Annotated in this window: 19 protein-coding genes; 9 read left to right on the top strand and 10 right to left on the bottom strand. The window is 43.3% G+C overall.

Translation table 11 applies throughout. From position 1 onward, the window contains the following. Positions 1–106 precede the first annotated feature (106 nt). Positions 107–1,264, top strand: a complete 1,158-nt coding sequence (locus B3Q46_RS08630; protein ID WP_005236054.1) for an iron-containing alcohol dehydrogenase — start codon at positions 107–109, stop codon at positions 1,262–1,264. Between the two features lie 55 nt (positions 1,265–1,319). Then, entirely contained in the window at positions 1,320–1,754 is a 435-nt protein-coding gene (locus B3Q46_RS08625; protein ID WP_005236056.1) for an acyl-CoA thioesterase, read from the top strand. Positions 1,755–1,761: 7 nt separating this feature from the next. Here the strand turns inward: B3Q46_RS08625 and dnaX are convergent, their stop codons facing one another. The 5 genes from dnaX to B3Q46_RS08600 form a co-directional block, all read right to left on the bottom strand. After that, positions 1,762–3,849 (bottom strand): DNA polymerase III subunit gamma/tau, encoded by a 2,088-nt coding sequence (gene dnaX / locus B3Q46_RS08620; RefSeq protein WP_005236058.1) that lies wholly within the window; start codon positions 3,847–3,849, stop codon positions 1,762–1,764. Positions 3,850–4,124: 275 nt separating this feature from the next. Beyond that, the gene (locus B3Q46_RS08615; protein WP_005236059.1) at positions 4,125–4,568 is read right to left on the bottom strand and encodes a copper resistance protein NlpE N-terminal domain-containing protein; all 444 of its coding nucleotides are present in this window, start codon (positions 4,566–4,568) and stop codon (positions 4,125–4,127) included. A gap of 83 nt (positions 4,569–4,651) precedes the next feature. Further along, positions 4,652–5,914: a serine hydrolase domain-containing protein gene (locus B3Q46_RS08610; protein ID WP_005236061.1), complete on the bottom strand. Its 1,263-nt coding sequence runs from the start codon at positions 5,912–5,914 to the stop codon at positions 4,652–4,654. A 59-nt stretch (positions 5,915–5,973) separates the two neighbouring features. Beyond that, positions 5,974–6,828 (bottom strand): MaoC family dehydratase, encoded by an 855-nt coding sequence (locus tag B3Q46_RS08605; protein WP_005236063.1) that lies wholly within the window; start codon positions 6,826–6,828, stop codon positions 5,974–5,976. 194 nt (positions 6,829–7,022) lie between these two features. Next, positions 7,023–8,414, bottom strand: coding sequence for a 3-oxoacyl-ACP reductase (locus tag B3Q46_RS08600; RefSeq protein WP_034703537.1), 1,392 nt, complete (start codon positions 8,412–8,414; stop codon positions 7,023–7,025). Positions 8,415–8,654: 240 nt separating this feature from the next. Here B3Q46_RS08600 and B3Q46_RS08595 point away from each other — a divergent pair, with 240 nt between their 5' ends. Then, complete coding sequence (locus tag B3Q46_RS08595) at positions 8,655–10,172, top strand: acetyl-CoA C-acetyltransferase (protein ID WP_004783924.1); 1,518 nt, start codon at positions 8,655–8,657, stop codon at positions 10,170–10,172. Positions 10,173–10,266: 94 nt separating this feature from the next. Here B3Q46_RS08595 and aceI read toward each other — a convergent pair whose 3' ends face one another. Continuing rightward, positions 10,267–10,698 (bottom strand): chlorhexidine efflux PACE transporter AceI, encoded by a 432-nt coding sequence (aceI, locus tag B3Q46_RS08590; RefSeq protein WP_005236068.1) that lies wholly within the window; start codon positions 10,696–10,698, stop codon positions 10,267–10,269. Between the two features lie 94 nt (positions 10,699–10,792). Between aceI and B3Q46_RS08585 the strand changes: the two genes are divergently transcribed. From B3Q46_RS08585 to B3Q46_RS08570, 4 genes are all read left to right on the top strand, one after another. After that, entirely contained in the window at positions 10,793–11,683 is an 891-nt protein-coding gene (locus tag B3Q46_RS08585) for a LysR family transcriptional regulator (protein WP_005236069.1), read from the top strand. An 89-nt stretch (positions 11,684–11,772) separates the two neighbouring features. Next, a complete protein-coding gene (tal, locus tag B3Q46_RS08580; protein WP_004783929.1) occupies positions 11,773–12,744 on the top strand; it encodes a transaldolase in 972 nt (323 codons plus the stop codon). 82 nt (positions 12,745–12,826) lie between these two features. Continuing rightward, positions 12,827–13,486: a leucine efflux protein LeuE gene (gene leuE, locus B3Q46_RS08575; RefSeq protein ID WP_175967774.1), complete on the top strand. Its 660-nt coding sequence runs from the start codon at positions 12,827–12,829 to the stop codon at positions 13,484–13,486. A 110-nt stretch (positions 13,487–13,596) separates the two neighbouring features. After that, positions 13,597–14,772 carry a benzoate/H(+) symporter BenE family transporter gene (locus B3Q46_RS08570; protein ID WP_034703547.1) on the top strand — a complete coding sequence of 392 codons (1,176 nt, stop codon included), beginning with the start codon at positions 13,597–13,599 and terminating at the stop codon, positions 14,770–14,772. Between the two features lie 37 nt (positions 14,773–14,809). On the opposite strand, the gene B3Q46_RS08565 is transcribed toward B3Q46_RS08570, so the two are convergent. Continuing rightward, on the bottom strand, positions 14,810–15,154 hold the full coding sequence (locus tag B3Q46_RS08565; protein WP_005236073.1) for an SMR family transporter: 345 nt from the start codon (positions 15,152–15,154) through the stop codon (positions 14,810–14,812). 66 nt (positions 15,155–15,220) lie between these two features. Further along, positions 15,221–16,225, bottom strand: coding sequence for an alpha/beta hydrolase (locus B3Q46_RS08560; RefSeq protein ID WP_034703541.1), 1,005 nt, complete (start codon positions 16,223–16,225; stop codon positions 15,221–15,223). Positions 16,226–16,500: 275 nt separating this feature from the next. Here B3Q46_RS08560 and B3Q46_RS08555 point away from each other — a divergent pair, with 275 nt between their 5' ends. Then, the gene (locus tag B3Q46_RS08555) at positions 16,501–16,944 is read left to right on the top strand and encodes a universal stress protein (RefSeq protein WP_004783941.1); all 444 of its coding nucleotides are present in this window, start codon (positions 16,501–16,503) and stop codon (positions 16,942–16,944) included. A gap of 125 nt (positions 16,945–17,069) precedes the next feature. Next, positions 17,070–17,516, top strand: a complete 447-nt coding sequence (locus B3Q46_RS08550; RefSeq protein ID WP_004783943.1) for a universal stress protein — start codon at positions 17,070–17,072, stop codon at positions 17,514–17,516. 37 nt (positions 17,517–17,553) lie between these two features. Here the strand turns inward: B3Q46_RS08550 and B3Q46_RS08545 are convergent, their stop codons facing one another. Continuing rightward, on the bottom strand, positions 17,554–17,763 hold the full coding sequence (locus B3Q46_RS08545; protein ID WP_004783945.1) for a hypothetical protein: 210 nt from the start codon (positions 17,761–17,763) through the stop codon (positions 17,554–17,556). 209 nt (positions 17,764–17,972) lie between these two features. Further along, a complete protein-coding gene (pepN, locus tag B3Q46_RS08540; RefSeq protein ID WP_034703543.1) occupies positions 17,973–20,582 on the bottom strand; it encodes an aminopeptidase N in 2,610 nt (869 codons plus the stop codon). Positions 20,583–20,891: the final 309 nt, after the last annotated feature.

The following is a 20,891-nucleotide window of genomic DNA, read 5'->3' as shown; positions in this document are numbered from 1 at the left end:
AGTTAATCATTTTCAAGATACTTATGTTAAGTTATTTAACTGATGAATCCTATATCACCGCCCCATAATAATTTTGTATTTGCGATAAAAATTAAAGGATAAAGACATGAATCGATTTCAGTTTCAAACCGTTCCCAACATCATCGCCGGCCTCGGTACGATTCAGGAATTATCCTCTATTCTCAAACAGGGCCGTTATCAGCGTGTTTTACTGGTCACTGACCCAGGTATGCTACAGCATCAATTACACCTGCCTATTCTGGAAATTATTGAAGATGCGGGACTAGATTATGCAATTTATTCCGATGTACAGGTCGATCCACCTGAGCATGTAGTGCTTGAAGCCGCAGATTTTGCCAAACAGGAAAATGTCGATATCGTAATTGGCTTTGGTGGTGGCAGCTCTATGGATGTCGCCAAGCTGATTGCAATCTTGAGTCATCCAGCACAGCACCAATCTTTATCCGATTTGTATGGCGTAAATCAGGCCACTGGCCCTCGTTTGCCCTTGATTTTAGTTCCTACCACTGCAGGTACAGGATCTGAAGTCACCCCAATTTCAATTGTCACTACCGGTGAAACCACAAAAACCGGCATTGTGGCACCGATCCTGTTTGCGGATACTGCCATTCTGGATGCAACATTTACCCAAAATCTGCCACCTTTAATTACTGCTGCGACCGGCATTGATGCCATGGTTCATGCTATTGAAGCTTATACTTCTAAAATCAAAAAAAATCCTTATTCCGATATGCTGGCCAAGCATGCTTTGAAACTGTTAAATGCCAATCTTCAACGTGTGCTGGACGATGGTCAGGATCTGGAAGCACGTCAAAACATGCTGGTTGGCTCGATGTTGGCAGGTCAAGCCTTTGCCAATGCACCAGTGGGTGCTGTACATGCGTTGGCTTATCCGCTAGGTGGACATTTCCATATTTCGCATGGACATAGTAATGCACTGGTATTAACTGAAGTGATGAAATTTAATACACCGGATGCCAAAGCCCTCTATGCCGAACTGATGTGCTGGTTAGATCCGCAAAGCAAAGGCTGCCATGATGGCCTGACTGACCTGTTTATTGATCATTTTAATAACCATCTGGTGAAAAGTGGCTTAACCCTGAAACTCAAACAGTTAGGAATTCCTGAACATATGCTGATGATCATGGCCGAAGATGCCATGAAACAGGGCCGCCTGTTACAGAACAATCCACGTGAACTTACTCTGGAAGATGCTTACAACATCTATCAGTCGATTTATTAAATTTAGGTTTATTTTTTAACTCAGCAGACCTAGTCACTACAAGTTATTTTAAAATATGAAAGCAGCTCTTAAACAACGTGAACATTATTCATTTTTTCTGCCGATACAGACTCGTTGGGCAGACAATGATCTGTATGGCCATGTCAATAATGTCACTTATTACAGCTATTTTGATACGGTCGCGAATGCCCTCTTGATTCAGGAAGCCGCATTTGATCCCAAATATTCTCCAATAATTGGACTGGTGGTCAGCTCGCAATGCCAGTTCAATCAGGAGCTGTCTTATCCGGAAATTATAGAGGTAGGTGTCGCCATAGAAAAAATGGGTAATAGTTCTCTCAGCTATGATCTGGCAATCTTCAAAATGAACTCTGATACGGCAGCAGCTCAAGGCAGTTTCGTGCATGTGTTTGTCGATCGCTACACACGAAAAAGCACCCCGATTCCAGCTGAAATGCGGGATGCTTTAGCGCGTTTTGTCTCAGTATAAGATTATTTTATTTCAGCTGAATATTGTGCAATTCACCATCAAACTGTTCTAGCAAGTCACGTACAGCCGGTTCAGCCTGCAACAGCTCTTCTGCACGTTTAAAAGCACGTACTTTACGTTCTTGCTGCATGGTATATGGCGTTAACTGCTCTACATCTTCAAACTTCACCTGGAAAATGGTCTGCGGCCATTGTTCCCGCAAAGCTGCTTCCAGATGATGTTGTAGCTGCGACAAAAGCGGCTGATAACGCTCTGGAATATGAAATACCGATGCTGCATTAATCTGGCCGGTCATGATGCCATACTGAGCCAGTTCCTGAACTGCTGGAGATAACTGGCTGTTACGAAACCAGAATTCCCATTTTTCTACCGTCCATTCACCTTGCATATTCTGTACCGGAATTTGCAGAATATCCTGAGGCATCAGATTACGGTCTGTAGAAATATTTGTATTTGCGATTTGAGTTGATGCAGCCTCTGTCTGAGTAGAAATTTCTGGCCGGCTTTCATCTGCTTTATGAATCACTTGTTCTGATCCAGGAGTCGAGGCATCCAGATTAAACTCCGGTTCTTGTTCTACTAGTGCAGCAGTATCATTTTCAGGAATGAATTCTTCTAAGAGGAAATCATCACTGCTGGCTTCAGGGCTGGATGGAACAGGTTCTGCAGGAACATCGTCAAAACCAAACAGACCATCTTCCAGGTTTGGATCAAATACAATTTGTTCAGACTCAGATTGTTCTACTCTAGTTGATTCAGCTTGTATAACTTGAGGCTCAGAATTGGTTTCTGGCTCGTCTTCATCCAGAAAGTCATCCGAAGATAGTTCAGACTGTGCAGTGACTGGATTATCATCCTGATCGTCTTCATAGTCATCATCTAAGGAAAAATCTTCTACAGCTTGAGCAACCGGAGCACTTTCCTGCTGCGTTATCTGATTTTGTTGTGAAGCTGAAGCAGCAGGTACAGCTTGTTGTATCTGAGCTGTATTAGTTGGAATTTCATTGGGCTGTAGCGGACGGAAGGCTAGCAAACGCAGCACCGTCATCTCAAAGCCTTGCTCCTGCGTAACCGCAAGCTGTAGGTCAGCCCGGCCTTTACAGGCAATCTGATAATACAGCTGCAAATCTTGTGCTGAAATTAAAGCCGATAACTGCATGATCTTTTGATTGATCTCGGCACTGTATTTCAGGCTTAAATCTGGCAGATATTGTAATAAAGCCAGTTCATGCAAGGTAGAAATCAGCTGATCTAAAACCAGTGATACATCCAGCGCCTGCTGACGGAACTGCAATAACAATTCGCTGACACGTGCTTTCTGGTTTTGATGAATCGCCAGAATCAGATCATAAATAATTGTTCGGTCGATCAAGCCCAGCATGTCTTTGACATCCTGATGCTGGATCGCCCCCTGACCATAGGCAATCGCCTGATCGGTTAAGGATAAGGCATCACGAAGCGAGCCCTGAGCAGATTCAGCAATCTGCCAGATCGCATCCTGATCAGCCTGAATGCTTTCTTTCGTCAGGATATTGCCCAGATGTTCGGTAATTTCATCAACAGCCAATGGACGCAAAGTAAATTGCAGGCAGCGAGAAATAACGGTAATCGGCAGCTTTTGTGGATCTGTGGTAGCGAACAGGAATTTGACATGCTCCGGTGGTTCTTCCAGTGTCTTTAATAGAGCATTGAAAGAATGCGTGGACAGCATATGTACTTCATCGATCAGATAAACCTTGAAACGACCCTGAGTTGGCGCATAAGGGACATTGTCCAGCAGCTCACGGGTATCTTCGACTTTGGTACGTGATGCCGCATCGATCTCGATCAGGTCAATAAAACGGCCTTCATTGACGGCGGTACAGGTCGGACATACCTCACAAGGAGTTGATGTAATACCGGTTTCACAGTTCAAGCACTTCGCCAAAATACGTGCAATCGTGGTTTTACCAACACCACGCGTTCCCGTAAACAAATAGGCATGGTGCAAACGGCCACGCTCCAGTGCACTAGTTAAAGCACGTGAAACATGGTTTTGACCGACCAATTCGTTGAAATTGCGGGGACGGTATTTTCGCGCAAGTACTTGATACATGTATGCTCCTTTTTACAGGTCTAAGCATACTGTTTTTTTATAAAATAGTGAATGAATTAATCAGTTATGATCTGGAGAGATAGGCCTATCAAACTGATTTAAATCAACTATCTCGAAGCTGTTTGCTCCATTTTTATGCCTGAGTGAAATATCAGAATAGTTTTTGTATATTTGAAAGATAAAATATCTATTGATCTTCCATCTATTTGAGTAGATGAATACAATCTTAAAAATAAAAATTTCTGATCGAAGGTAAAGAATTGAGTTGAATCTGCTTAAGCGAATCGCCCTAAAATAAAATCACTCTGCATCTGGTAACGTTTACCGCTTTTGTCTTCACGGATTTCCAGCACATGCTCTTCCAGATCAACATACAGTAAATTACGAGTTGCTACATTCACCAGCTCAATTTTCTGATAAGAATCATCCTGAAAACGAATTGGACCACTAAAGGTTTCCACCCCATTATGACCACTCAGGCTTTCACGCTGCAAAGTATAAGTCTGATCTTCATACAGAGTTAGCATGACAGCCATACCTGGGCAATCATCACAACGCGACAAGCAGCCCATACAAGGAGTTGTACCCTGATACTCTCCCGCCCATGCTGGAATCTGCGCCTTGGCTTCAACAATAGTATTTTTAGCTGACTGGGATTGATCCTGACAACCGAATAAAGCACCGGTTGCCACTAAGGGAATCAGTATTACTTTTTTCATGATTTCATTTCGCAGCGCTGGAATTTGCCACAAAATAGCATATTTTAAATGACTGACTAAACTCCCAAATCAAGGATATTCAGTTAGCGCCAGCCTTTTCTTCCTGTCAATACCGCATCAGCACAGCGCAAAGTTTCCTGCGTCAGCCCCCAAAGACGGTAATCTCCAGTTAATGAACCTGTGGGGAAGTTATGGGTATAGGCAAAACTTAAACTGCGTTCCGGATCGCACCAGGCACCAGAACCGTTAAAGCCCATATGACCGAAACCTGTAGAGGCTTTACCCAAGGTCAAAATACGGTGATAACCCAGACGCCAGTGCATGGGTACAGGCATCACCCGATCACGATGGGTATATTGCACCTGGTTTAGTCGCTGCAATACTGGAGGTGAAATCAACTGCTGGCCTTGCCAGGCACCGTGATTGGCCAACATCACATAGATTTTTGCCAGACTCTCTGCAGTAAAGACGCCATTAGCCGAAGGAATAATTGCCTGTAAACCTTCATCACTAAAGAAGTTAAAATTCTTCATGCCTTTAGGAATCATGCCATCTTGAAAATCTTGTGGACTCTGACCACTCCAGATCAGGGCGCGCTCTATTAAACCGGGTTTGCGTGCGGCTACTTTTTTGCCTTTAGAAGATTGAGATGCAGACTTTGCTTTAAAGATCGGTCGTGCAACTCGAGGCAGTTCATCCAGCGGCACACTAAAATAGGCACCATTTAATTGCAGAGGCTGAACCAGATATTCCTGCATTAATTGGTTTAATGATTTACCGGTTGCCTTTTCCAATACTCCACCCACTTGCCATCCAAAAGTCAAAGGTTGATAAGCGGCATCTGTCGTGGTCTGAAAACGTGGTTCAGCTGCCGCGATCCGCTCCAGCATGTGTGACCAGTCAGCCATTTCAGTGGCATCATCAATGATATTACGGATATCAAACAAGCCACTTTGATGGCTCAGCATATGTGCCAAAGTAATCGACCGTTTACCTTTCTGGGCAAATTCAGGCCAGTATTCTGCAACTGATCTGTCATAGTCCAGATAACCTTTACTGACCAGAATATGCGCTAGGGTTGCTAGTACACCTTTGCCAGTGGAATAGCATAGTGACATGGTATCGGGCTGCCAGTTTTCTGTGGCAGACTTCTTTCCGGTATAAATATCGACAACTTTTTGTCGCTGAAAATATACGACAAGTGCTGCACCACCCTGTTCAGTACGTGCATCCTGTAGGCGGCTAAACTGACGAGCAAGGTCGCGAAAACGCGCATCTACATTGCCCTGATAATTATGCTGATCAGCAAACAGATAATCTTTAATTGGCTGCATCATTCTATCCATAGAATTTTGATCCCTTAAAATGAAAAAGCCTAAATCGAGTTTAGGCTTTTAATTCAGATTTAAATTGCTTTTACATGGCCGGTCACATGCGGCTTCTGGTTCTTGCTGTTTCGGATCAGGAAATCTGTATCATTCGCTGCTTGAGCAGTCAGGAACTCAACTTTAGAGGGTAAATACATCGGCAACTTGAACCAGACATCGGCTTCATAGGCATCCGGCAAGGATAGATTAGCCAGTGCTTTGGCTTTGCTCCACATACCATGTGCAATCGCCTGTTTAAAACCAAAAGCCTTCGCTGTAACAGCATGAATATGAATCAGGTTAAAATCCCCTGAGGTCATGGCATAACGGCGGCCGGTATTTTCTGAAATTTTCCATTCAGTATTCAGCTTATAGTCCGGCGCTTTACTTTCTGCCGATTTTGCAGCAGCTTTAGCATCAGTCTTTTGACGTGAAAGATAAGTCGTTAATGCCTCAACGACGACTTCATTGCCTACTTTGACTGTGGTAATAAAATCAAACTGAACTCCTTTGTCATGTGGATGTAATTCACCAAACTTGCATGACAAGGTTAAAGTCTCATTTACACCGACTTTACGGTATTGCTTGACCTGATTACGGATATGTACCAGTCCTAAAATCGGGAACGGAAATGCTTCCGAGGTCATCATGTGCATTTGCAGGCTTTGAGACAGCACGGTCAAATAAATAGCTGGAATATAACCATTATTTTTAAAGCCACATACTTCATTATAAGCTTTTAAATGTTTCTGATCGACCTTGAATGAATCCACCACATATTCAACTTGCGGTAGAACTTTTTCAGCTTTCGGCTTTTTAAAAATCAAGCCTTGAATCACTTTTGGATAGGCTAAATAAGGTTTTGGAAGTTGACTAAAATGGCGCGTATTCATACTGAACCTTTGGAAATATTATCTTTATAAAGTGACCTCTCCTGAGCATACTTCAATCATTGTATGAAAGTGAAGCACTAGAGAGGTTTTGAGAGTTCTTGGAATTTTCTCTTTAGAATTTTAATCCCCCTGAACCCCCTTTATCAAAGGGGGACTTCTCCTCTCTTTTATAAAGAGAGATCGGGAGGGATCTATTAAGCCCCTAACAGGCTTTGACCACAGACACGAACCACGTTGCCATTTAAACCTGTTGAAGCCGTAGAAGCAAACATGGCAATTGTTTCTGCAACATCTACAGGTAGACCACCTTGGCTCATTGAGTTCATACGGCGGCCTGCTTCACGGATTGCAAATGGAATCGCAGCCGTCATTTGTGTTTCGATAAAGCCCGGTGCAACAGCATTAATCGTTATACCATTTTTTAAGGTTGGTGCTGTGAATTTTACCACACCAATCACACCCGCTTTAGACGCTGCATAGTTGGTTTGACCCAGGTTACCTGCAATGCCTGAAATTGAGGATACACAGATAATACGGCCATTAGCATTTAGACCATCGTTGGAGATTAAATAGTCATTTACACGTTCAATGGCAGACAGGTTGATGTTAATCACCAGATCCCATAGCTCAGGTTTCATATTAGCCAAAGTCTTGTCACGGGTAATACCAGCATTATGCACAATAATGTCCAGACCACCCTGCTCAGCTGCTGCTGCTTTGATTTTTTCGCCTGCATCTGCAGCAGTAATATCGATGGCTAAAGTTGAACCCCCAATTTCACCAGCTACACGGTCAAGGTCCGCTTGCTGCTGTGGAACATCCAGACAGATGACATGTGCGCCATCACGTGCCAATACATGAGCAATCGCTTCACCAATACCACGGCTCGCACCAGTCACTACAGCGGTTTTTCCTGCTAATGGTTTAGTCCAGTCCACATCCACTTTTTCAGCAGGTGAAACACGGATCACCTGACCAGAAACATAGGCAGAACGTGGAGAAACTGCAAAACGTAAAGCAGACTCAAGATTTGCTTCAGCACCGGCATCTACATAGATCAGGTTCGCTGCAATACCCTTTTTAAACTCTTTACCCACAGATTTTACAAAACCTTCCAGTGCGCGTTGAGCAATTGACTGACTGACTGATTTAGCAGTTTCAGGCGTAGTCCCCACAATCACGATACGGCCAGAACTTTGAATTTGACGTGCAATCGGGTTAAAGAAATCATAAAGTGATTTTAATTGTTCTGAATTTTCGATTCCTGAAGCATCAAAAATGACAACTTTGAATTTTGATTCTTTATCGCCCGGATTAAACGCACCCAGATTCAGTCCAGCTGATGCAGCAGCCTGTTGCAGTTCAGCATTGTTACCTGCATAGCTATTAGCATGAATATTTGCCAGAACCTGAGCAATAGCACCGGTCAATGTACTTGCCGGTGCTGCTCCAAACAATACCGCGCCTTTAACTACAGGTGTAGCAGACTCAAAACGGTCTAAAGAAGTTGGGGATGGCAGACCCAAATTTTTAATGACAAATTTACCAATAGGAGATTTTGCGAAAGTTTGGTACTGATCAGTCATGTTTATTATCTCTCATACAAATTAATTTTTGGTTGATCTAAAGTTATCCTTAAACTTCAGTATGATGCCAGACACTTATATTTCAATAGATCTACCAGATTCCGCCCAATCATACTTGAGATAACAGGCAGATGACTTGACCTAAGCGCAGTCTGTAATGTCATTGTAGTCAATACAGCCTATCTTCTTCTATGCTAATGTAACCACCAAGAAGACGATCTATTTGCCTGGTAAAGCCTTATGAGCAAAACAACTCAAGATAATCCAGCAGTCGAGAACTCTGCGACAGAAACTGTGTCAAAACCATCAACGCGTAGCAAGCGTAGCACTAAAAATCCTGATACAGCCAATGCCGCAGAAAAAAGTCCGGCTAAAACCACACGTACACGCAGTACATCTGCACGTACCAAAAAAACGACTTCAAGCCAACAAGATTCAACATCTATAACACAGACTTCTGTTCAACAGGAACCAAACATGAGCCAAAATACAGTTCGCCGCGTTGCTATTATCGGTGGTAACCGCATTCCATTTGCACGTTCTAACGGTGCTTACTTTACGGCATCCAATACTGATATGTTCACAGCAGCCCTGAATGGTCTGGTTGAACGTTTTAATCTTCAAGGTCAACGCTTAGGTGAAGTGGTTGCAGGTGCTGTACTGAAACATAGCCGCGACTTCAACATGACTCGCGAATGTGTACTGAATACTGCTCTTGCACCGGAAACCCCTGCTTATGACATCCAGCAAGCATGTGGTACTGGCCTTCAAGCGGCATTCCTAGTCGCAAACAAGATTGCTCTAGGTCAGATAGAAGTGGGAATTGCAGGTGGTGTAGATACGACTTCTGATGCACCAATCGCTTTTGGTGATGGCTTACGTAAAGCATTACTTGAGCTGAATATTGCGAAAACGGCGAAAGACCGTTTAAAAGCACTGACTAAAATCAATGTGAAAGACCTGATGGATGCACCAAAAAATGGTGAGCCACGTACTGGCCTGTCTATGGGTGACCATCAAGCAATTACTACACTGGAATGGGGTATTTCTCGTGAAGCGCAAGATGAATTAGCCGCTTCTTCACACCAGAAAATGGCAGCAGCCTATGAAGAAGGTTTCTTTGATGACCTGGTGACTCCATTCCTGGGTCTTGAACGTGACAACAACTTGCGTCCTGATTCTTCAGTTGAAAAACTGGCGAAACTAAAACCTGCTTTTGGTAAAGGTGATGCACGTACCATGACTGCGGGTAACTCTACTCCACTGACCGATGGTGCTTCTTGTGTGCTACTGGCTTCTGAAGAATGGGCTAAAGCAAATGGTCATGAAGTACTGGCTTACCTGACTTTCCAGGAAACTGCTGCCGTTGATTTTGTAGAGAAGAAAGAAGGCCTGTTGATGGCACCTGCTTATGCAGTCCCTCGTATGCTGGAACGTGCTGGTCTGAAACTGCAAGATTTTGACTACTATGAAATTCACGAAGCATTTGCATCGCAAGTACTTTCAACATTGAAAGCTTGGGAAGATCCAAAATTCTGTAAAGAGCGTTTAGGTCTGGATGCTCCACTAGGTTCAATTGACCGTGCCAAACTGAACGTAAAAGGTTCTTCTCTTGCTGCAGGTCACCCATTTGCAGCGACTGGCGGTCGTATTATCGCGACTGCGGCAAAACTGATTAACCAGAAAGGTTCAGGTCGTGTGCTTGTTTCGATCTGTGCAGCTGGTGGTCAAGGCGTAACAGCAATTATTGAAAAATAATCCAAGCCTCATATAAAAAACCGCTCATAAAGAGCGGTTTTTTATTGCAGTAATTTTAATAGAGCACTGAAGATTACTCTAGTAAAGACTCAAGTTAAGCTTTTCGGTAGTCTGGTTCCAGACCCATTTTGGCCTCAAGCTGGTCATAGCACCACTGGAAAATAAAAGTATACACCAGAATACATAATGTCATCGCCAGATCCAAAAGAAAAGCCTGCGCCAGACTGATCTGTAATGCATAAGCCACCATCGGAATCGTCGCCAGCATCAAACCACCCTCAAATCCAATCGCATGAGCAATCCGCACTTTGATGGTTCTTTTCAAACGATGTTTGGCTTCAAACTTTTCAAAATAATGATTAAACAACATATTCCAGAACATTGAAGTCACAGCCATCGCAATTCCGAGAGCGCCTGTGACCTCAAGCGGCATATGCATGAGCGTACTCAGTAAAATGGCAATCACCACCAATAAAATACCTTCATATAAGGTGGCATGAATCAGTCTTCTTTTCGAAATTAACATTTCAGTTCATCAAGTCAGGAGATAAAAGAATTTTATTTCTTTAAATTTGATTATTCGAGTTAGAATCTATCAATAAAAATGAAAGATAGAATTCATGAATACTAATCAAGAACAGCTGCTGATGTTTAAACTGGTCATGGAAACCGGCTCCTTCTCTGCTGCTGCACGTAAACTTGGTAAAGTTCCTTCTGCAGTGAGCATGTCCATTGCCAATCTGGAAATTGATCTTAATCTGGTGCTATTTGAACGCATTGGCCGTGAACCGAAACCCACCGCGCAGGCGAAAGTGCTATATGAAAAAACTGAACAGCTTTTGGTTGAAATCAATCAATGGAAGCAACATGCGCTTGCGCTCAGTTCAGGCCTGGAATCTGAATTAAATATTGTGGTGGTGTCTGAATTACTCCATACCCGCTGGACCGATTATATCGTTTTGCTGGAACGGGAATTTCCAGCGCTGCAAGTTAATGTATTTAGCGCACCCCAAGAGGATGCTCATCGCATGCTGTTTGAAGGTTCAGCGCAGTTAGCGCTGATGTTTGAACGAGAACAGTTGGAAACCCGTGAACAGTTTATAGAATTAAAGCGTGAGGTACTGGTCGCCGTTGCGGCCAAACAGCATCCATTAAGTCAATTTCAACAGGTCAGTTATGAGCAGATTTTACAAAGTCGACAGATTGTTGTTGCCAGTCGTGATCGTAGCATTAAGCCAGAACTGCTCTTTTCCCGAAATTACTGGCGCACTGACAATCATCAATCTGCCTGTAACATGATCCTGCAAGGTTTAGGCTGGGGGGTACTTCCTCTGGAAATGATCAATGAACAGCCACACTTGCAGGAGCAACTACAGATCTTGCAGCTGCTCGATTTCACCCCAAAATTTGAATATTTTGTCGATCTGGTCTGGAGTCGGGAAACTCGACTGGGTACAGCTGCTCATTTTTTGATTAATCACTTGCGTCAGCAGCGAAAAACCGACCATTAATCACAGAAATTCAACGACAGTCTACTTGGTAAGAGGATGATTTATGATATATAAGAATGCATAAGTAATAACCATAGAACTAGATCGTAATGACATTAACTGCATTAAACCAATTAAAAAACTTGACGACTATTGTGGCAGATAGCAGTGATTTAAGCGCAATTGAGAAATTTCGCCCTCTGGATGCAACCACAAATCCATCTCTGATTACTGCTGCAGCGAAACAGCCTGAAAATCAGGCATTGATTGAAGCTGCTTTTCAACAAGCCCAGCAAGAAGGCTATGTTAATAATGCTCTGATAGAACGCACCATTGATATTTTGACCGTCAAATTCGGTGTTGAAATTTTAAAACTGATTGAAGGTCGTGTTTCGACTGAGGTGGATGCCTCCCTGTCTTTTGATACTGAAGCGACCATCGCCAAGGCTAAAGAATTACTCGCGCTGTATGATCAATATGGGATTAATTCTGACCGCATCCTGATTAAGATCGCATCGACTTGGGAAGGCATTCAGGCAGCAAAAGCATTGGAAGAAGAAGGTCTCCATACCAACCTGACCTTATTGTTTGGCCAGCATCAGGCCCATGCCTGCGCTGATGCCAAAGTGACTTTAATCTCACCTTTTGTCGGCCGCATTCTAGACTGGTACAAAAAAGCGGAAGGTGTTGAGTCGTATCCGATCGAAAAAGATCCGGGCGTACTCTCAGTGAAGCGCATTTATGAGTTCTATAAAACGCATGGGATTAAAACTGAAATCATGGGTGCAAGCTTCCGTAGTATTGAGCAGGTTCTGGGCCTCAGCGGTTGTGATCTGCTCACTGTCGCACCAAACTTGCTGGAACAACTGGAAAATGATCAGCGTGAAGTTCAGGCTCAACTTTCAGCCAAAGATATTCAATCTCAAGGTGAACTGAGTCCAATCAGTCATGCCGATTTTGATGCACAACTGAAACAGGACCAGATGGCCAGTGAACTACTGCAAGGTGGTATCGATGGCTTTATCAAAGCCCGTGAACAACTGGCGGCTTTATTAAAGGAAAGTTTTTTGAGCACCACCTAATTTCACAGCGAATTTATAGAATTTCTGCAGGCCGATGTTGCTATAATGCCGCATCGGCTTTTTTCATTTTTGCGAGTTCTTCGTGTTTGGTATCACAGATCTAACGACCTTTATCATTGGGACAACGTTAATTGTGTTACTGCCGGGGCCGAATTCCCTCTATGTCATGTCAATTGCCTCTCGTTTTGGCATCAAGACCGGTTATATGGGTGCCTTAGGGGTTTATACCGGTGACCTGATTCTGATCCTGTGTACGGCGTTAGGCGCAGCTTCTCTACTTCATGCGTTTCCCGTGCTATTTATTGCCCTGAAAATTATCGGTGCTGTCTATCTCAGTTATCTTGGTATCAAACTGATCATTGCCGCCTATCAGACTTTCTTTCCGAAACAGTCGTCACAACGTGTTCAGATTAAAAAGGCTACTCCTGAAACTGTCAGGTCGATTCAGCCTTTCCGTACAGCATTGACAATCAGTGTTTTAAATCCTAAAGCGATTCTGTTCTACCTGTCTTTTTTTGTGCAGTTTGTCGATCCTGCTTACCCTTATCCGGCACTGACTTTCGCACTCTTGGCTTTAATCCTGCAACTGATCAGCATGACCTACCTTTCAATCCTGATCTTTTCCGGGGTCAAACTCGCGAGCTATTTCAACCAGAATTATAAATTGACCGCTGGCGGAGTTGCTTCAGTAGGAATTCTATTCTGCGGATTCGGAATCAAACTGGCGACTTCAACCTTCTAAAAATTAGTAGATTTCTGGCAAGAGCAGCTCTTTCTAAAATTGTTAAAAACATTGTGTTTATATATGAAAAGCGTATGATTTAAACGCATTTAAAAATAGTGTCATGGATGATGCCTAAACTTTTACAAGATCTCTCCTTTCCTGCCATCATGGCGGGTTTTATTACCTGCATGATTGGGATCAGCGTATCCGCGGTACTGGTCATTGAAGCAGCGCAAAGTCTGGGTGCAAATGCAGCGCAAATCAGTTCCTGGTTATGGGCACTCGGTATAGGTATTGGGGTTTCCGGCTTGCTGCTTTCCTGGAAATATCGTTATCCGATTTCCACCGCCTGGTCGACAGCCGGTCTGGCGTTAATTATTGCCTCCGCAGGCCATTACAGTCTAGCCGAAGCGATTGGCGCTTTTCTGATTTGCGGCATCCTGATTGCCTGTCTGGGATTTTTCGGAATATTTGACCGGATTTTTCAGTTTATTCCGCAAAGCCTGACCAGTGCCATGCTGGCTGGTGTCTTGCTGAAATTTGGGATTTCGGTATTTAGCAGCCTACAACAATCCTGGGGCTTTGTGCTTACCGTACTGGCGATTTACCTCATTTCTAAAAAGCTCAGTACCCGTTATAGCATTGTCATTACCGTACTGCTTGCAATTGCACTCTGTCCGTTCTTTATCGATTTTACGCTCCCAAGTTTGGACTGGAGCATCGCCCAGCCTGTATGGACCACACCAGAATTTAGCCTGCAAGCTATTTTAGGACTGGCTCTTCCGCTGATGGTGATTAATCTGGCATCGCAATATTTACCAGGCCTGGCTGTAATTAAAAGTTATGGCTATCCACCCAAGGTAAATTCGATTTTAGGCTGGACGGGCCTCACTCAGGCACTACTCGCTCCCTTTGGCTGTTTCAGTGTTAATCTTGCTGCAATTAGTGCAGCAGTCAGTCTGGATGCACAGGCACATCCTGATCCAGCTAAGCGTTATATCGCAGGTATGAGCTGTGGTCTGTTTTATATTCTGATGGGTTTCTTCGCTGCGACCCTGACCAGCTTATTGATGGCTTTTCCGGGTATTCTCATTACGGTTCTGGCCGGCATTGCGCTGTTTGGCACCATTAGCCACAACATTGCACTGGCTTTTCAGGACAGTCATGACCGGGAAGCCGCACTGATAACCTTTCTGTTCAGTGCATCCAATATCCAGTTTTTCGGCATTGGTTCCGCTTTCTGGGGCCTACTGCTTGGTTTGATGGTTTATTTACTATTTAAGCTTAAACCTCAGTTGGCTTAAATTTATAAAAGTAGAGATGACTTATATCTATCTTTTTTTAATGCCCTGCTGCTTGAGAAAACAGATTAATGACCACTACACCGGAAATAATCAGGGCAATACCGATAAAAGCAGGAAGATCCAGCGCCTGCTTAAATACAATATAACCAACAATGGCCGTGAGAATGATCCCCACACCGGCCCAGATCGCATAAGCAATGCCTAAAGGAATCACCTTGATCACCTGAGACAGCAAATAAAAGGCGATACAAAATAAAACGACCACCGCTAAAGAAGGCCACAAACGGGTAAAGCCTTCAGATTTCACCAGAAATGTAGATCCAGTGACTTCGGCAATAATGGCCAAACCCAACAAAAGATATGCCCAAGTTGCAGGGTTCATTTATTCATCCTCCAAATCTGTCTTTCCTAAACCAAAGCTTAGTTATGGTCTTAAGAAATAAATTTTTTATAAGTTTATGTTGAGAGGCGAAAGCTGATGCAAAAAATCCAGCGTCTTGATAAAAGTCTGCTGACTTTCTTTCTTGCCCATAAAGAACTGATATTCATGAATCAGCCAGGCTTTAGATTCGGGATAAAAAACTTCTGTCACTGGAACCTGCTGCGCTTTTAAAGCTTTGATAAAAGGCAAGGATTGGGTATCAGTCAGAAAGTCCTTGTTGCCCCCGCTAATGAATACTGGCGGATACGACGGCGTAATATACTGGATTGGAGAAATACGTTTGAGAAACTCGGCATCATTTTTACGGTCACCTGTATAGGCCTGAATCAGGCTATATACGCCCCACTCTACGATCTTCATTTCATCAGGTGCAGTACTGGCAAATGACTCCAGGTCATAAATACCACAGTGCAGAATCAGACCTTTAAGCTGAGAGGGTTGCAGATAAGGCTGAAAATCAGATTGTTTGGCGAAGTCAGGATTTGTTAGAAGCGCAGCATAATGGCTGGCCATATTCGCACCGGCAGAATCTCCGGCCAGATATAAATTCTGGGCATCAATCTGGTATTCGGCTGCATGTTGAGTAATAAACTCCAAAGCCTGATCAATCTGATGTAACTGACTTGGATAAATCGCTTGAGGTGCAAACTGATATTGAACCGATACCACATTATAACCTTGCGCAGCCAGAAGTTTAAAATAACCCCGAGCATGTTCTTTTGAACCAGAAATCCAGCCACCACCATGAATCCACACAATAGTTGGTTGGGGGCCAATACTTTCGATATTTTGCGGTTGATACAGATCCAGAGAGAGCTTTTTCTGCGGTGCATAGATCATATTCTGATGCACGATGACCGAACCTGGTGCATAGCGATCTATCACCTTTTGCTGCATCCCTGTGGTCAAATTAAAAGCACCGGCAATGACCCGGCTATTTTGTACAGTATTTTGACAGCCTGCCAGAATAATTGAACAGAGCAGCAATAAATGAATGACAAAGAACCTCAAAACCTTCCCCTCGATCAGCCAAAAAATAAGCTTAGGCAGTTTAAACTATTCCCAGAAAAACAGCGTCATTTATCCTGTTATTTTTGATCAATAAAACCTGAATTCCTAGTTTTTCGCTCTGTTTTTTCTTTAATCAAATCTCTGCTTTCACGTGAAAAATATCTGTAATTTAAAGATTTTTTGCCATTTTTCAGCTTTTTGCAATTGCACCCTTGGGTGGACTGTGCTATCAATAAATCAGAGCGTAAAAGACACACAACATGCGGAGAAAAATCATGGCTTACCAACATATTTTAGTCCCAGTAGACGGTTCAGATATTTCCTTTTCTGCAGTTCGACATGCAGCCAAAATTGCCAAGGCATTTGGCAGTAAACTTTCCCTGATCAGCCTGATTGCAGAAGACCCTTTTACCGAAGCTGACTTCTACTACAGTTCAACCATCATGAAAGAGTATTTTGCTCAGGCTCATGCCAATGCAAAAAATGCCCTAAAAGAAGCCACTGCGATTGCAGACGGTGAAGGTATAGAAGCAGATTCCCGCATTGTGACTGGTCTGGTGAATGCCGAACATATTGCTGAGACTGCAGAGGAAACCCAAGCCGATCTGATCGTCATGGGTTCACACGGTCGTAAAGGCTTCCAGAAAATGATTCTGGGCAGCTTTGCACAAGATGTTTTGGGCGCCAGTCAAATTCCGGTGTTAATCGTTAAAAAATGATCTGATTTGCGCATCTTCAAGGTGCGCAACTTTTTCAGGCAGTGTTTCTGTCTAAACCCTTCTACAGTGAACCTCCATTTTCTAAATGACCATTTCACTGCATATTCTAAAAATGAGGAGGCACTATGCAAAACTATGAACATATTCTTGTCGCACTCGATGAATCCTCGATGTCCTATGCTGCAGCTGAACATGCCCGTGAGCTGGCCAAAGCTTTTAGTAGTAAGGTGACATTGGTCAGTATTATTGCCGTAGATCCATTTAAAGGCGTGGACTTTTATAAGGTTGCTCCCGCAGTCACTGACTATTTCATGCAGGCAGAACAACATGCACTGGATCTTTTAAATGAGATCAAGGCAAATTTTGTGCATGATGGTACGCAAGTCACGACTAAAATCATTCATGGTATGACACCTTCTGAAGGAATTCTTCAGGCAGCGCAGGAAGTTCCGACCGATCTGATTATCATGGGATCACATGGCCGTAAAGGTCTGCAAAAACTAATGCTGGGTAGCGTGGCACAGAATGTTCTTTCCCAGTCCGAGATTCCGGTATTGATTGTGAGATCGTAAAGCAGACAACAAAAAAAGCCTGCTATGCAGGCTTTTTTTAGCGAACTTTTTGATTCAGTTCGTTCAGGAAGAGTTCAGCATCCAGCTGGCTATTAAATACTTTTTTGTATTCTCCAGCTTGCTGAATAGAATGCGGTGTATATTGAAGGGAGATTTCAAACAGACCAGTCGCAGCATTTCTGCTGACATGAACCGCAATAATATGCCGAGTATTTAAATAAAAACCATCTTCGATTTTCACCAACATCTTGAATAAGACCTCTAGTATATCAATTTGAAGATTTCTTCATGTTTAATAGAAAAGTATAGTTTTACTTTCCTGTCTAGCCTCTTACTGTAAACCTTTTATGTGGCTGATTTCGCATTATAGGATTTTAAATGTGTTTAAATTCACCATTTAAAATAAGTAAATAATAAAAAGCCGGATCAGATGATCCGGCTTTTTACATAATGATCTTATACGCTTAACATGCTGTTCAATGTCTCAGAGACATTTTTCGATTTCACCTGTGGTTTTAAAGCTTCAAGTTGTGCTTTGACTTCACTGCGTTGTGGTTCAATCAGTGTATACCAGCGTGAAAGCACCTGAAGCAGACGTGAACCGACAATCGGGTTTTTCTGATCCAGATATTTCGCCAGCTCGATATAATGCTGTACACCAAAACTCCAGGTATTGACCGGATTGGCATTCAAACCGCCACTCACTGCACGAATACGGTTTGGCACTTTCAAGTCATAATCTGCATGCTCAGTGAGTGCTTTAATTGTTTCTGCAGTCGCTTTTGGATGAGCGGCTTGCAGCATGAACCATTGATCCAGTGCCAGCGCTTCATCTTTAAAGCGGTTATAGAAATCATCCAGGAATGCTTTGGCTTGAGGGGCATCATTCCATACCAGCACACGCAAGGCACCTAAACGTTCAGACATGTTGCCTGTGTTTTGGTATTGCTGCTCTGCCAGTTCAAATGCACTTTCATCACCTTGACGTGCAATCAGCATCAACATGATATTTTTCAATGCACGTACACCCATCGCTTGGGAGAAATCTGACTGCAATTCAGGATCCAGACTCAGATAGATTTCTTTAGCTGTGGCTCCAAAGGCACGTGCCAATTTATGCAGCAAGGCATCACGTTTTTCCTGAATCATGGCTGGATTATAGTCTGTATCAATACGGCTACCCAGGTAACCTTCAGCCGGCACATCAAACAGACGGGAAGCCAATAGCGGATCTTTCTGAATCAGATCAGGCAAGGTATTTAGCATTGCCTCGATATAGATTTCAGAAGGTTGATCATCCAGCAGAATGCGTTCTAATAAAGTCTGGGTCGCCTGCCACTGGTTAAAACCATTGGTTTCATATTGCAACAGGAACGCCAGTTCTTGTTCAGAGTAATCAAAATGAAGATCAACGGGTGCAGAGAAGTTACGCAGTAAAGAAACAACCGGCTTGCTGGTTATACCGCTAAACTCGATGGTCGCTTCATCCTGATCAAATAGATACACCCCATCTTTGACGCCATTTTCAAATAAGGCATCAGAGTGCAGGCTCAGCTGCTCGCCTGTAGCCGCATCAAACAAGGCCAAAGCCACTGGAATCGGAACAGCTTTCAGATTCGGATATTTCGGATGAGCTTTCAGACTTTGCTTAAAGCGAAGACGATAAGTTTGTGCATCTGCATCATACTCACCTTTTGCGACCAGTTTTGGTGTACCTGGCTGGTTATACCAAGTCAGGAAGTTTGATAGATCCACACCTGAACCGGCAGTCAATGCAGCTACCCAGTCTTCAACCGTTACGGCCTGACCATCATGACGGCGGAAATATTCATCTGTACCCTGACGGAATTTTTCTTTACCGAGCAAAGTCGCCATCATACGGTTAATTTCTGCACCTTTTTCATACACGGTCGCCGTATAGAAGTTATTAATTTCTACAAAATGATCCGGACGCGGTGGATGCGATAAAGGGCCAGAATCTTCCGGAAACTGATGCGCTTTCAGGACTGCAACATCATCAATACGTTGTACCGCAGCAGACTGCAAATCTTCCGAGAAAGACTGATCACGGAATACAGTCAAACCTTCTTTCAAACATAGCTGGAACCAGTCACGACAAGTAATCCGGTTACCCGTCCAGTTATGGAAATATTCATGGGCAATCACGGACTGTACACGCATGATGGCAGCATCAGTTGTATATTCTTCATCAGCCAATACGCATGAGGTATTGAAGATATTCAAGCCTTTGTTTTCCATCGCTCCCATGTTGAATGCGCTGGTTGCTACGATCATGTAATTATCAAGGTCATATGGCAGACCATAATGCTCTTCATCCCAACGCATGGAATGTTTTAAGGCTTCCATCGCGATTTTGCATTTTGGAATATCTTTTTCCTCGGCATAGATTTCCAGTGCCACATCACGACCTTCTGATGTGGTATAGCGATCTTTCATTACTGCCAGATCACCAATGACGCAAGCAAATAAATAGCTCGGCTTTTTGGTTGGATCTTGCCAAAGTGCATAGTGACGGTTTTCATCCACTTCGCCAGTTTCAATCAGGTTACCGTTAGCCAGTAGAACCGGATACTTTTTGTCAGCTTCGACACGAGTGGTAAATACAGACAATACATCTGGGCGGTCTGGATAGAACGTAATTTTACGGAAACCTTCCGGTTCGTTCTGAGTGACGAACAGATCTGAACTGGCCTGATACAGACCCTCCAGCATGGTATTGCTTTCTGGATGAATCTTGACGACTGTTTCAATGGTCGCCTGATCTGGAGCATTGCTAATCACCAGTTGCTCAGTATCCAGAATATAATCTGATGCATTTAGTGGCTGACCATTTAACTGAATCGATTGCAGTTCGAGGTCACGACCAAGTAATACCAGATCACCTGCTGTTTGACGCTGCATCTCCAGTTTGCTGCTGACCAGCGTATGATCGTCATAGACTTGAATATTCAGGTCGATTGAATCTACAACAAAAGAAGGTTTTTGATAGTCTTTTAAATAAATGGTTTGATCTGCTTCGATCACCGGATTCGCCGCGATATTCATATAATGTCCTGATCCTTTATTGCACAGCTTCTAAGGCCAAAGATTGTCAATGTATTGATCATACGCCTTGATCTTGAACCTGTCTGTGCGTTTCATTTGTATTGTATATGGGAATAATTACTGATCTTTTCAATTGAGCTACATCAAAATATACGATAATCGCCTTATATTTGCCCGATATCTAAAATCCCCCTCTGTAAAACAACTTAAAGATAGAATAAAAAAAGCCCTCATCTGCACTGTATGATTCCTCTATGCATGTTTCCTGCACATGCAAAGTATTATTCCAATATAGGACTTACGCATTGA

This window comes from Acinetobacter sp. UBA2581, assembly GCF_002339435.1.
GTDB lineage: Bacteria > Pseudomonadota > Gammaproteobacteria > Pseudomonadales > Moraxellaceae > Acinetobacter > Acinetobacter variabilis.
This window is presented reverse-complemented; position numbering and strand designations above follow the sequence as displayed.

Coding starts and splice junctions, on each gene's coding strand:
- B3Q46_RS08630 (WP_005236054.1), top strand. CDS start 107: ATGAATCGATTTCAGTTTCAAACCGTTCCCAACATCATCGCCGGCCTC.
- B3Q46_RS08625 (WP_005236056.1), top strand. CDS start 1,320: ATGAAAGCAGCTCTTAAACAACGTGAACATTATTCATTTTTTCTGCCG.
- dnaX (WP_005236058.1), bottom strand. CDS start 3,849: ATGTATCAAGTACTTGCGCGAAAATACCGTCCCCGCAATTTCAACGAA.
- B3Q46_RS08615 (WP_005236059.1), bottom strand. CDS start 4,568: ATGAAAAAAGTAATACTGATTCCCTTAGTGGCAACCGGTGCTTTATTC.
- B3Q46_RS08610 (WP_005236061.1), bottom strand. CDS start 5,914: ATGGATAGAATGATGCAGCCAATTAAAGATTATCTGTTTGCTGATCAG.
- B3Q46_RS08605 (WP_005236063.1), bottom strand. CDS start 6,828: ATGAATACGCGCCATTTTAGTCAACTTCCAAAACCTTATTTAGCCTAT.
- B3Q46_RS08600 (WP_034703537.1), bottom strand. CDS start 8,414: ATGACTGATCAGTACCAAACTTTCGCAAAATCTCCTATTGGTAAATTT.
- B3Q46_RS08595 (WP_004783924.1), top strand. CDS start 8,655: ATGAGCAAAACAACTCAAGATAATCCAGCAGTCGAGAACTCTGCGACA.
- aceI (WP_005236068.1), bottom strand. CDS start 10,698: ATGTTAATTTCGAAAAGAAGACTGATTCATGCCACCTTATATGAAGGT.
- B3Q46_RS08585 (WP_005236069.1), top strand. CDS start 10,793: ATGAATACTAATCAAGAACAGCTGCTGATGTTTAAACTGGTCATGGAA.
- tal (WP_004783929.1), top strand. CDS start 11,773: ATGACATTAACTGCATTAAACCAATTAAAAAACTTGACGACTATTGTG.
- B3Q46_RS08570 (WP_034703547.1), top strand. CDS start 13,597: ATGCCTAAACTTTTACAAGATCTCTCCTTTCCTGCCATCATGGCGGGT.
- B3Q46_RS08565 (WP_005236073.1), bottom strand. CDS start 15,154: ATGAACCCTGCAACTTGGGCATATCTTTTGTTGGGTTTGGCCATTATT.
- B3Q46_RS08555 (WP_004783941.1), top strand. CDS start 16,501: ATGGCTTACCAACATATTTTAGTCCCAGTAGACGGTTCAGATATTTCC.
- B3Q46_RS08550 (WP_004783943.1), top strand. CDS start 17,070: ATGCAAAACTATGAACATATTCTTGTCGCACTCGATGAATCCTCGATG.
- B3Q46_RS08545 (WP_004783945.1), bottom strand. CDS start 17,763: ATGTTGGTGAAAATCGAAGATGGTTTTTATTTAAATACTCGGCATATT.
- pepN (WP_034703543.1), bottom strand. CDS start 20,582: ATGAATATCGCGGCGAATCCGGTGATCGAAGCAGATCAAACCATTTAT.